We start from the raw sequence: 12,546 nt of genomic DNA on the forward strand, positions 1-12,546 counted from the left end.
CGCTGATAGCACAACTTGGATTTTGGATTTGATAACTGGTGTTAAATCCTAACTCCAACGGTTTTTTTATGCAGCAATCTATTTTACACTGTCTGATTCAGATTTGAGATTTTGGACTCAGAAAGACAAAGCCAGATGTTTATTTCAATGCAGCTTCTCTTTGATAATCCAAAATCCAAAATTCCAAATCCAAAATTGTTTTAGCCTTCTGCGTTGATAAATGGCAACAAAGCCACAATCCGCGATCGCTTAATTGCTAATGTCAATTCTCGCTGTTGCTGAGACGTAAGCCCAGTAATCCGACGTGGCAGTATCTTGCCCCGCTCGGTGACAAACTTACGCAACAAATCAACATCTTTATAATCTATCGGTTCTCCTGGCTTAATGGGAGAAAGGCGACGACGGAAATAGCTCATCTCTACTTAATTTCCTTGTGAACGGTATGTTTATTGCAGTGGGTGCAGAACTTTTTCAGTTCTAGCCGGTTAGTGGTGTTGCGGCGATTCTTGGTACTGGTATAACGTGAAACACCAGCAGAACGCTTGTCTGAATTTGTCCGACACTCGGTACACTCTAGTGTCACAATTATGCGGGCACCTTTACTCTTAGCCATAATCTTACAAACAGTAAAGCCTGAAGAGAATTAACACAAATGACTATTTTATCATCTTACGCCGTATATTTTCAACTAATCTTTTGATTTTTATATCCAGCGAGTAGCCACGACGGGACGAAACGATGAAAGTTCCACAATAGCGATCGTGTAAGGCCTGCTGCATCTGAGCATCAGAAAAGGCAGTACCACAATCAATCCCTAAGGGAAATACTAGCAGTATAGCAGTGGGATTGGCTGTAATGTTGCTTAAGGCAATTGACACTAAAAGCGCACCCAAACCAACGATCGCCTCTCGCTTCACTAGCGCCTGTAAATCTGGGATTCTGCCCATAACTTGTCCATCATCGACTTCCAACACCTTTAAATCGAATGCCCAACGCCCTAAACTTTGCCCTTTATTGTTGTATACCAGCAACACCCGCAAAACCAGCCAAAGTATGACAAAAACTAAGATTTCAACAAATTGAATCCCGATATTGCTGCTTCCCAGTAGGGAACTAACTAACCAGACGACAAAAAAATCTAGCCCCAATGCCATACCTCGCCGCCCAATATCAGCCTTGGGATAGTGTTTTTGCGGAACTCGTTCGATGGTCATACAAAGTTAAGTATTTTTATTTAGGGGTGGAAAAATAATGATTACTGGTGTTTTTTAGATTAAATTGTTGGAGAAACTTAATTTTAATTAATTTAGGAGTTGTATCTATGACACATTTGTTTAATAAAACAGCTATTAGGATCGTGACCACTACAGGTTTAGTGTTAGCGATCGCCATCACCACTAATGACCTAACTCGGGCTGCTGAATTCAAGTTTAACTGGAAAGGAGACAGTGGTTATTTAGCTAAAGGTTCATTCAACTACGATACAACAACTGCTCCCAACATTATTTCGGAAGCAGGTTTGGGAACTACGAAGAACTTGCAGTCGCTCTCAATTTCCTTCTTCGATCCGTTGAATAATCTCATAAATAGTTTAACTCCAGTGGTTAATGGTGTATCTAACTACAGTTTTTTGAGATTCAACTTTAATAACACTCAAGAGCAAATCTTTGGTCCATTTGATGTTGGCAAGGATGATAACCTTTCTGGTGACACGTGGCTCAATAATAATCTGGCACTCATAGATGAAGGTTTCAGTAATGAGGTTCTCACTAAAGAATTTGGTTTGAATAATAGAGATGCAGTAGGCACAAAACAAATACTAGATTTAAGTAACGATTCAGTTCAGGTATCCAAAGTACCCGAAGGAAGCATAATTATAGGTTTACTAGCAGTGTGTAGTTTGGGATTTACCCTCAAGCAGAAAAAAACTAATCCAATACGGCGTAAATTCCGCTACTATCTCAATTAATCAGTGGCTCAAAGAACTGGTTAAACCAATTCGTAATTCCGTTTTGTAACTGCGATTTTAATTAGGTATGAAAACTTACTGCCTGTAGAAGTATGGGAATTAAGCCCCTAAACTTTGTTACATTGAAGGATCAAGAAAAAAGCCGGAGGCGATCGCTATGCGATCAATCAGTGATGCACAAGCAATTATCTTAGATTTAGTGCAGCCGTTGGATAACCGACGAGATACAGAAGTTGTCGATTTATTAGCAGCCGATAGTCGAATTTTGGCAACACCTGTCACCAGTCCCCTAGATTTTCCCCATTGGGATAACTCGGCGATCGATGGGTATGCAGTCCAATACGAAGATGTGCAGGACTCTAGCGCCGAAAAACCAACCCTCTTGGAAATTGTTGAAGACATTCCGGCGGGGTATCAGCCCAAGTCTGCGATTGGGCCAGGACAAGCGGCGCGGATTTTCACAGGTGCCCTGATGCCAGTAGGTGCAGATACTGTCGTTATGCAAGAAAAGACACGCCGAGAACAAAACCGCGTTTTCATCTTGGCTGCGCCAAAACCGCAAGAGTTTGTCAGACATAAAGCATCTTTTTACCAAGCTGGGACACAACTATTACCAGCGGGTATTAAATTAAATGCCCCAGAAATTGCGGTGTTAGCAGCAGCACAATGTTCGCAATTAAATGTTTACCGTCGTCCGCGTGTGGCAATTTTTTCTACTGGTGACGAGTTGGTAACAGTTGATGAATCATTACAACCAGGGCAAATTGTTGATTCTAACCAGTATGCGCTGGCAGCTTTAGTCAGAGAAAGTGGGGCAAAACCATTAGTGTTAGGCATTGTCAAAGATGAACCAGTTGCCCTTGAGAAAGTCATGACTCATGCCATTGCGATCGCTGATATAGTTATTTCTTCCGGTGGTGTTTCAGTGGGAGATTATGACTATATAGACAAAATTCTCGAATCACTCAAAGCCAAAATCCACATTAGTGCTGTAGACATCAGGCCAGGTAAACCCCTCACTGTCGCCACACTCCCCGTTGTCCCTAATCCCCAACTTCCCTACTCCCTACTCCCCACTCAAAACTCAACACTCTACTTTGGTTTACCAGGAAATCCGGCATCTGTATTAGTAACTTTTTGGCGTTTTGTGCAGCCAGCCATCAAAAAACTTTCAGGAATTACTGGAGATTGGGAACCAGTCTTTCTGAAAGTGCGATCGCATCATGAATTGCGATCGGATGGTAAGTGTGAAACTTACCTTTGGGGTAGATTGCATTTAATTGATGGAGTTTACGAATTTCACAAAGCTGGTGGTAGTCACAGTTCTGGTAATTTAGTTAATTTAGCTCAAACCAATGCCTTAGCTGTTCTACCAGTGGGTAAAACATTAATTTCTCCCCAAGAAGAAGTGCAAGTTTTGCGGCTTGGGTAAAGGGGACAAGGGGACAAGGAGACAAGGAGATAAACAAAACTCCTAACTCAGCATGGGCTAAACGCCCCGCTATTCATGTACAGCACTCCTAACGCCTAACGCCCCATATCAAAATATCTGCTCAAAAGCCTCAATCAAACTGTTAACTTCGTCAAGGGTGTTGTAATGTACCATACTCACCCGAATGATTCCACCTTGGGACGCTAACCCTAAATATTCAATTAGCCGTTTAGCATAAAAGTCTCCGTAGCGAATTCCGATATGATGTTGGTCAACTTTTGCCGGAATAGTTGAGCTATTGATTCCATTTACGACAAAAGATATAGTTGGCACACGGAATTGGCGGTCAGCTTTTGATTGACCAATCACTCGCACGTTAGATTTGCTGTTGAGGTAATTCAGTAGGCGATCGCTAATCTTTTCTTCATGTATGCTAATTAAATCAAATGCTTGCACCATCTGATTTCTCAAATCAGGCGCAGTCTGATTGTCGTAGTGCAGTTGTGCTAACTCACTGAGATAATCACATAAACCCAACATGCCATAACTTAATTCAAAATTCACATTTCCTAGTTGGAATTTATAAGGTATATCTGTTTGTTCAATAAAATAATGGTTGAGACCAGGCAATTTTAATAAATGTTCTTCTTTTCCATAAAGTAAGGCATGATGTGGCCCATAGACTTTATAAAAACTTAAAGCATAGAAATCAACATCTAAATCTCGAACATCAACTAATCTGTGTGGTGCATAAGCTACGCCATCGACACAAATCATTGCACCGCGATCGTGTACAAAGGCAGCAATTTCTTTAATCGGATTAATAGTCCCTAGAACATTAGAAGCATGAGTTAAGGTTACTAATTTTGTCCGCTGACTCATTAATGGCTCTAAATCTGCTAAATCAAGTTCCAAGGTATCTGGGCGAATTTGCCACATTTTAACCTTTATTCCTTGTTTTTGCAGAGCAATCCAAGCACCAATATTAGCCTCATGGTCACAATTAGTAACAATAATCTCATCACCAGGTTTGAAGGTTTGACCCAAGCATATTGAGAGAACTTTCAACATCATTGTAGTAGATGGACCCATCACCACTTCTTTAGGAGAATTGGCGTTAATAAAAGTAGCTATTTCCCTAGTTGCTAAAGCTAATCGTTCTCCTGCAAGTTGGGAAACTCCATAAGAAGCTCCTAACTGAACATCAGAAGTCAAGAGAAATTCGCTAATTCTATCTACTACTTTTTTGAGAGTTTGCGATCCGCCAGCGTTATCAAAAAAAGTCCATTCACCAGCTAGGGCAGGAAAATATTGACGAACTTTATCAATATTAAGGAGCATGGTAGAAATCCTCTAAATAATGTTCTTTACCCTAGCCTACCTTTTAGCAAGTCGCCCAGAGAGCATCTATATCCTTTTTTATTTAACTGGCATATTATTTTGAGTTTGTAGTGTACCCCTCCAGGGAAGCAAGCTACGCGCAGCGTCTTGCAGAGAGGACTTTAGTCCTCAAAATCAGGGCTTCAGGCATTAGTACAAACTAAAAGTTTTAATTTTTTGTGACACTTGCGTAAGTCCTAACTTACTTAAGAGACCATTTATAAAGTAAATGTTAAGGGTAAATTAGGCTTTCTCAAACCCTCAAACTCCTAGACAACTAGGACACACTCTACTTAATATTTACTTTATAAATAGACTCTAAGCAATCAAGCTTTTTGATTAAAAACGCATTGGGTATGGGAAAAAGAAGATGGGGAAAAGGAATGTTTGATTGTTTAGGGACATCCAAAAATTAAATTATCCATTTTTCAGAGCGAAGACCATAATTGTATTCTTCCTCCTCTGCTCAAGAACAGCTTGCCAAAGAGATTGATTATTTTTTTATTTGGGAGTTCCTTATTGGCGTCGCTGTGTCTCTCACTCTCCCTTGCTTTTTTCTATTTGTGCCAGGTAATACCTTGTGAGTCGGCTATAGCCTCATCGTTTATCGCAATTCATTACTGTCATACAGTAATGAAATGAATTATACTTTTTGCGTTTTAAGTAACAAGTATTAGGCAGACAACTCTTGTATCCCTATCCATCCGCTAATTGATTGGCGTTGGCTTGCGTAGACAGTACTATTGCTACGTTCTGATTTTTGAGATGTTGTAAGTATTTTCCCTATGACAGCCTCTGCAAACGAACTAGATTCATTCCAATTATAAACAGGCATTTCTTGCCAGCAGTGGCGACAAAACCAGTAAGTTTGTCTACCGCGTACATGTTCTAAAAGTAAGCCAGAACAGCAAGGACAGTAATTCATATTTTTCAAATCCTGTTAATAAAAAGGTTATTGCAAATTAGAGCAGCCAGTTGACAACTCCCCGCTTACTTAAAACAAAGTGTTTATATTTTGACTATAGTGTCAGAATATGAGTAAGTTGTGAGGAAATTTAAAATACTTATTATTTTTATAATATTTATACATATTTATTGAGTAATGACCACAGGTTATTTAACTAAAATGAAGGCCTTGTCACAACCCAAAAAATATTCCATTGCTATATGCCCAATTTGTAATGATTCCCTCACAACTTCCTCAAAATGTTTTCCTAAATTGAGACTGTAGATAACACGTCGGCAAAATGGGGATAATCCTGCTGATGAATATTGTTAGGAAAATTAATCATGAATTAGCGATCGCTGGACAGATTACACTAAATCAGTTAGAACAAATCGCTGAGGAGGGTTATAAGTCTATACTTAACCTTCGTTTGTCCGACGAAATGGGTTTACTGCTTAATGAAAAGGAGAAAACCGAGCTTTTGGGATTATACTATTTGAACTTCCCGTTAAAAACTGAAGACATTAATTATCAAAATATGCTCCAAATATTTCAAGCTATTGTTGAGTTACCAAAACCGATTTTAATGCATTGTGATAATTCAATTCGTTCAGCCACAATAGTATTACTGTATATTGCCATCAAACAGGGTATGACATTTGAAAAGGCACTAGAAAAAGTTATTAATTTAGGGTTGATATAGCGATAAATTATGAGTCATAATTCAATCCAGTTCAGATAAGACCAAAACACTTGTAGAAATAGTGATAAATCGTTTCTCGACAACCAAAGGTAGAGAGCATGATTTTCGTATATTTAAAAAGACTGAAGTCAGGTTAGAAGAAAACAGTGAGTGTTTACGAGATAAAGGTTATCAAGGTATTTAAAAACTACATAGCAATAGTCGGATTCCCAAGAAAATGCCTCGAGGAGATAAATTAAGTTATCAGGATAAAAAGAGAAATCAAGAATTAGCCAGAATTTGAGTTTTGGATGACCATGTAAATCGTCATCTGAAGGTATTTAAAATTTTTGTCTCTTACTTAAATCGCCGAAAAAGATTTAGTTTAAGGTTTAATCTGATTGCTACTCTCTACAATTACGAGCTTTCTCTCCCCCAAATGAAATCTTCCTGAGCGACTTGTGCAAGAGGTCTAAAAACTTCCTGAATTAGTATGATTTTTCACATCATCTGGAAAAAGGGACAGGGTGTGGGGTTTAGACTTTCATAATTTCCCTTACACCCGGATATTGGAAATTAACAATAGACCTCTTGCAAAAGTGCTTTTTGCAAGAGGTGGGTTTGGGGAAAAGGTTAAAGGGGAAGCAATACTTTTCGGTTAAACCCAATAATCTCTCTTTTGGTCTGGGTAAAGGTTAAAGGGTAATGGGGAAAGGGAAATTCAAACCCTTCCCCTTTCCCCTTTCCCCCAAAACCCGAAAAGTATTGAAAGGGGAAGGGGAAAATACAAAACCTTTCCCCCTTTCCCCCGCCCCTTATCCCCTTCTTGGGAACCCACCTTCCCCTTTTCCCGACTTCTGCAAGAAGTCTAATTGTTTTGGTCAATCTTTTTTTTATTAGACTGATGCTGAAAAGCCTTGCAGTCGCTTCTTCGATGTCAAATGTGTTCTATATCAACTCCATTTCTTGCAATCCTTGGCGTAGTCTATTCGCCTCTTGGGGATTATACTTTTCATGAAGGGCAATCGCTTTTTTAAAAGCTGTTAAACTTTCTTGATGATTGCCAACTTTCAGCAAGACTACGCCTAAATTTTGATACGCTTCGGCATAGTTGGGATTTAAGCTGATTGCATTTTGATAACAAGCGATCGCATCTATAAATAAACCCAATGCTTTAAATGTCATCCCCAGATTATAATGTCCAAAAACAAAACTCGGATCAATTTTCAACGTTGCGGCGTAAGCAGTTTTTGCACCATTGAAATCTCCTGCTGCTTTGAGTAAGTTACCCAGATTGTTGTATGCTCCTAATTTGAGGATCGGATAAATTGGCAATTTAATGGCCGCTTGATAATGAGAAATAGCCTGTGGTAAATTTTTTAAGCGGCTGTAGGCAATACCCAAATGATAGTGGAGTTCATACAAAATATCGTAATTTTCGTCGTTACCTGGGTGAGTTTCACTCATCTGCTTTAATCCTCGTCTCAACAACTCCATCCCTTGGGAAATTTTGCCAGTTTCCACATACAATGCTCCTAATTTACTGCAAACATAGGGGTCATGAGGATGAGTAGCGAGAAATCCTTCCATTGCCGCTGCGGCTTTGGCATATTTGTTATTTTGAGCGATCGCACTTTTTTGATATCCTGAATGGAGAATTGCGACACCTGGTAAATAGCCTACCTGCCAATGTGGTTCTTTGGTTAAAATTGCTGACACGCTATCATCCACCAAGGCATGGTAAGGACGGTCAAAGCGAATATCTGGATGATTGCGGAATAATCTCGAAACGAGAGAATAGGGAGATTGTTCTGCGCCAACTTCCTCGCGGACAAGGTTGATTAACAGATATTCGTCTCTAGCGATCGCGTCTCGCAATAGCGGTATAATTCCTGGCGTGAGAGTTTCATCAGCATCTAAGACCAAAATCCAATCACCACTGACATATTTTAAAGCAGCATTTCGAGCAGCACTAAAGTCATCGCACCATTTAAAATGATGGACTTTTGCACCCAACTGTTGAGCAATATAGGGAGTGCGATCGATTGAGCCTGTATCTAACACTACCATTTCATCTACCACTTTGTTCACACTGCTCAAGCATTTAGGCAGTGTTGCAGCTTCGTTTTTCACAATCATGCACAGACTCAAACTCATAAGCTAATCGTCATTTAATTTACTGTCTTTAAAATTGGCAATTGGGAATTGGGTATGGGGTAAAACAGTTCCGTTAGCGGGGCGTTTAGCCCGTTCCGAGTTCCGAGTTATGACTCCCGTTCGCTCATTTTTTAATGAGTTAGGAAAAGTAGATAGTCAAAAGTATACCAAAGGACATATTCCTAAAAAGACTCCATTAGATATATGTTCGCACTGATGGCTACTGAACCCATAATCACAAACGAACGAGTCGATGATATACCTATACTTCTAACTCAAATAGAGCGTATGGGCGTACAATCTCTAATCGATAAACATTTTCCCAGACACGGAAATTAGCAAGATGTTGGCAAATACACGGCTAGAGATTAATCAGCAAAAAATTTCTTTAAGTCATCAAATACTTGGGAGTGAAGATGTATGAAGAAAACTCTAATCTCCGGCAAGATATTAACAAGTTAGAACGTATTAAACGCCAAATAAAACTTCGTTCTTTACCTGAATATGCACCTGACTACTTAGGTAGTATATATGAATCTGAAATTATTATTTGGGCTGGGGAATCTAAATACAGGATTTCTATATCTTTAGTATCTGAAGATGAACTTGATTGGTTAGCTACTGAACTAAATGACTGGTTAGGATTACCCATTGATAAAGCATAATTAAATTTAAGTTTGTATCTAAAAATTGAGAATTGCGAATTGTTATTACATCCCCTCTCCGCTGTGAAGAGGGGTTGGGGGTGAGGTTACGCCGGATAAATCCGCAAACGCCGATTTGGTTCTTCACCAAAGCTGTGCGACTTGAGTCGATAATGTTCTACCAACTCATGTTGCATTTTCCGAACTTGGGGAGAACGCGGTAATAACTCCACTGGCTGTCCCTTAGGAATTACAATTTGCTCTACAGCAAGTCTGGCTTCTTCGAGGGCGTCCATCTCGTCATCGCTAGCACTGTGCAAAAACAGTTCTAGTTCTCGGTCGTCGCCCATTTCTGGATCGTCGAGATTCAGCAACCGCCGCAAGCCACGGGTAATTTGCGGAATGGTGCTGGATTTAATCATGTGGATAGGCACATGACGGGCTTTGGCCATTTGGCGTAATTTGGCGTGGTTTTTGACGTGCGATCGCAGTGCTAAAATTGCGTCAGCACTATCTATATCTTTTGTCAATACCACAGGTAAAGTTAAGACGCTAATTACCTGTTCCAGTTGGTGGCGGCTGACGCCATAGGGATAAATATGCAGGGGCAAATCTTCGCCATTTGGTCCTGCGTGCCTAGTGGCACCCAAATCAATGGTTTCTGAATAATTGAAAGATTCATCCAACAAGCGGTCAAACTCGCTTCGCCCAGTCACCCGCTCCCGCTCTACGGGCAACTGGGGTAGTGCTACCATTTGTCCAGATGAACGCCAGCCATTAGACTGTCGCGCCGATCCGAAAGATTCTTCCCCTGTGGTTAGTTGTCCACCACGACCGTTAACAACAGCTAACTGCCGTGTAACAGCGATTTTGCCCTGGTCATCAACGGTTCTGGTTTGTGGGCTAGCCTGACGCCCCCGCAACAAATTATCTACTGTGTCAGCAACACTTTCGTGTATTGTCCAGCGTTGGCGTTCCAACATTTCCACAGCAATTTCAAAGGTAGGAGGGGCTTTACGCTCCAAAACAGTCTTTTGAGAGCCTCGGCGTCTGGCTTCGTCATCTCCCAGAGTCACAGCTTGGATACCCCCAACTAAATCAGCCAGGGTGGGGTTTTTAATCAGGTTTTCAATCTGATTACCGTGGGCAGTACCTACCAGCTGTACACCCCGTTCAGCAATGGTACGAGCCGCTAAAGCTTCCAGTTCTGTGCCAATTTCATCAATGATGATGACTTCTGGCATATGGTTTTCCACTGCTTCAATCATCACTTGATGCTGTTGATCTGGATGAGCTACTTGCATCCGCCGAGCGCGACCAATGGCGGGGTGAGCAACATCACCATCCCCAGCAATTTCGTTGGAGGTGTCAATAATTACTACTCGCTTGTTGAGATCGTCCGCCAAAACACGGGCAATTTCCCGTAACGCAGTAGTTTTGCCCACACCAGGACGCCCCAGCATGAGAATCGATTTACCCGTTTCTACCAAATCGCGGATCATGCCGATGGTTCCGAACACCGCCCGACCGACGCGACAGGTCAAGCCAATAATCTTGCCAGTGCGGTTGCGGATGGCGCTGATCCGATGCAAAGTTTGCTCAATTCCTGCCCGATTATCTCCGCCAAAGATTCCAACTCGTTGAATGCAATCATCTATCTGTTCTTGAGTAACGGGTGTTTCGCTCAGATACTCGGCTTGATTAGGAAAGCGAGCTTCTGGACGACGACCCAAATCTAAGACCACTTCCACCAAACTATCTAGTTTGGGATGACTCTCTAGTACTTGTCGCAGGTCTTGGGGCAAAATGTCTAATAACTTTTGGAGATCGTCTGTAATCGTCATGCTTTCTATGGTGACGGAAACAACGGTAAATCGATACTTTCAGCTTTTAATTGCTCTCAAATGCTCACGTAATGCTCAAATATCCTACTTTCGGTATTTGAGGATGATTTTTTGGTATATTTTCATGCTCATCAACCATACTTAACAAATGCTCATTTCCTCTTTCCTGACAACAGAATTGAGAGAGTAAACATACTTCTATCTTAGAGCGATTAACGCTTCTGCTGTGATTTGATCTGGGAAACAAGAGAATGGGCTAGCTCTACAGCTTGCCAAAGTAATACTTCATCTTCTTCTAGGCGAAGAGTCGCCTTAACAGTGGTGTTACTTACCTCCTTATTCTCTAACTGTTCGAGAATCGGTGACAGCAGTACACGGGCGTAGCTACCGTAGGCAATGCCGGAAATAGAGGAGGGGGGAGACAAGGGAGAAATTCCCTCTTGTCCCCCTTGTCCCCCTTGTCCCCCTCTCTTCAGCAATCCCATTGCCTTTAACTTGGCAGCAGTATAGCTATTCGTGCCGCCTGCTAACTGCACATATCCGGGTAATTTAGCTGCCAAAACTTTTTGCCCTAATTTCACTGCTGCTATTGTGGTGCCATCGCCAATATCACCGCTCATGGGGCGACCGTCGGTTTGCCAAATTAAAGCACTCTTGAGTGGGGTAATCAGGTCATACAGTGCTTTCAGGTAGTCAGTCATTCCCTCGCCATCGGGACAACTGATGGCTATTACCTTTAGTTCATCGACCCACGGTGAAATTGCTTGCCACAATCGTTCAAATTCTGCCAACCGCCCGACTTGTGTATGGATTTCTACGGCATCTACTCCCGTTGAGATTACCAATGGCGCGATCGCTCCCGGCGTTGACATATATGAACTTGTATAAATTATATCATATGGACAAACTGGTATACAACGACCACAGCCGTAGCATTTTTCCGCTATTACTCCTGAAAAGTCTTCTTTTATACTGTTAAACACGATTGCTTGTGCTGGACAAATCCTTTGGCAGGGTCTAGGGCAATCGGTAGGGCACTGTGTAGAATTAAATTCTGCTTTCCGAAAATGGGGATCTTCTCCATCATTCAAGCTGACCATCAAAAAGGGTAAGTTGCCTTTGTAGCCAAAGCCTCGCTTTTGGGCATCTTTAGTCAAATCTCTAGCTGCTTCTAGCCCTGCTTGAGCTGCTGCAATCACTGCTGGATCAGCTGCGACATCTATGCAGTCAGCACCCGCCAAAGTATAGGCTAAGGTTAAACTTCTGACTGCTGGGAGATGTTGGAAACTGGCTCCGCAGATGAGCTTGAACCAGTGACCTTGTTTGAGAGATTGTAAAGGAGCGAACAGATTGGTCACTTTTCTATTATGCGACTAAAAATAGTAGTCTGCGATCAATAAAATTGGGCAAGGGGCGTTAGGAGTGCTGTACATGAATAGCGGGGCGTTTAGCCCGTGCTGAGTTAGGAGTGAGGAGTTGTGTTTATTTCCTT

Annotated in this window: 12 protein-coding genes; 4 read left to right on the plus strand and 8 right to left on the minus strand. The window is 41.4% G+C overall.

Annotated features, from left to right (window positions below):
* Positions 1-200: 200 nt before the first annotated feature.
* Genes rpsR through ACFG4S_RS03915 form a run of 3 tightly spaced genes read right to left on the minus strand, consistent with a single transcriptional unit; the run spans position 201 to position 1,214 of the window.
* A complete protein-coding gene (rpsR, locus tag ACFG4S_RS03905) occupies positions 201-416 on the minus strand; it encodes a 30S ribosomal protein S18 (protein ID WP_012411240.1) in 216 nt (71 codons plus the stop codon).
* A gap of 2 nt (positions 417-418) precedes the next feature.
* A complete protein-coding gene (gene rpmG, locus ACFG4S_RS03910) occupies positions 419-613 on the minus strand; it encodes a 50S ribosomal protein L33 (protein ID WP_094333178.1) in 195 nt (64 codons plus the stop codon).
* Positions 614-656: 43 nt separating this feature from the next.
* Complete coding sequence (locus tag ACFG4S_RS03915) at positions 657-1,214, minus strand: RDD family protein (RefSeq protein ID WP_392533560.1); 558 nt, start codon at positions 1,212-1,214, stop codon at positions 657-659.
* A 107-nt stretch (positions 1,215-1,321) separates the two neighbouring features.
* Between ACFG4S_RS03915 and ACFG4S_RS03920 the strand changes: the two genes are divergently transcribed.
* Together ACFG4S_RS03920 and glp are read left to right on the plus strand one after the other, a co-directional pair.
* Positions 1,322-1,969, plus strand: coding sequence for a PEP-CTERM sorting domain-containing protein (locus tag ACFG4S_RS03920; RefSeq protein WP_392533561.1), 648 nt, complete (start codon positions 1,322-1,324; stop codon positions 1,967-1,969).
* Between the two features lie 157 nt (positions 1,970-2,126).
* A complete protein-coding gene (glp, locus tag ACFG4S_RS03925) occupies positions 2,127-3,401 on the plus strand; it encodes a gephyrin-like molybdotransferase Glp (RefSeq protein WP_392533562.1) in 1,275 nt (424 codons plus the stop codon).
* Positions 3,402-3,509: 108 nt separating this feature from the next.
* On the opposite strand, the gene ACFG4S_RS03930 is transcribed toward glp, so the two are convergent.
* Positions 3,510-4,742 carry a cysteine desulfurase-like protein gene (locus ACFG4S_RS03930; protein ID WP_392533563.1) on the minus strand — a complete coding sequence of 411 codons (1,233 nt, stop codon included), beginning with the start codon at positions 4,740-4,742 and terminating at the stop codon, positions 3,510-3,512.
* 712 nt (positions 4,743-5,454) lie between these two features.
* On the minus strand, positions 5,455-5,706 hold the full coding sequence (locus tag ACFG4S_RS03935) for a hypothetical protein (protein ID WP_392533564.1): 252 nt from the start codon (positions 5,704-5,706) through the stop codon (positions 5,455-5,457).
* Between the two features lie 340 nt (positions 5,707-6,046).
* On the opposite strand from ACFG4S_RS03935, the gene ACFG4S_RS03940 reads away from it, so the two are divergent.
* Positions 6,047-6,430: a beta-lactamase hydrolase domain-containing protein gene (locus ACFG4S_RS03940; protein WP_392533565.1), complete on the plus strand. Its 384-nt coding sequence runs from the start codon at positions 6,047-6,049 to the stop codon at positions 6,428-6,430.
* Positions 6,431-7,357: 927 nt separating this feature from the next.
* On the opposite strand, the gene ACFG4S_RS03945 is transcribed toward ACFG4S_RS03940, so the two are convergent.
* Positions 7,358-8,548 (minus strand): tetratricopeptide repeat protein, encoded by a 1,191-nt coding sequence (locus ACFG4S_RS03945; protein WP_392533566.1) that lies wholly within the window; start codon positions 8,546-8,548, stop codon positions 7,358-7,360.
* 434 nt (positions 8,549-8,982) lie between these two features.
* Between ACFG4S_RS03945 and ACFG4S_RS03950 the strand changes: the two genes are divergently transcribed.
* Positions 8,983-9,231, plus strand: coding sequence for a hypothetical protein (locus tag ACFG4S_RS03950; protein WP_392533567.1), 249 nt, complete (start codon positions 8,983-8,985; stop codon positions 9,229-9,231).
* Between the two features lie 86 nt (positions 9,232-9,317).
* Here the strand turns inward: ACFG4S_RS03950 and ACFG4S_RS03955 are convergent, their stop codons facing one another.
* Positions 9,318-11,054, minus strand: coding sequence for a R3H domain-containing nucleic acid-binding protein (locus tag ACFG4S_RS03955; RefSeq protein WP_392533568.1), 1,737 nt, complete (start codon positions 11,052-11,054; stop codon positions 9,318-9,320).
* Positions 11,055-11,266: 212 nt separating this feature from the next.
* A complete protein-coding gene (ldpA, locus tag ACFG4S_RS03960) occupies positions 11,267-12,412 on the minus strand; it encodes a circadian clock protein LdpA (protein WP_392533569.1) in 1,146 nt (381 codons plus the stop codon).
* Positions 12,413-12,546: the final 134 nt, after the last annotated feature.

The sequence above is a fragment of the Nostoc sp. C117 genome, from assembly GCF_043099735.1.
In the GTDB taxonomy this organism is placed as follows: domain Bacteria; phylum Cyanobacteriota; class Cyanobacteriia; order Cyanobacteriales; family Nostocaceae; genus Nostoc.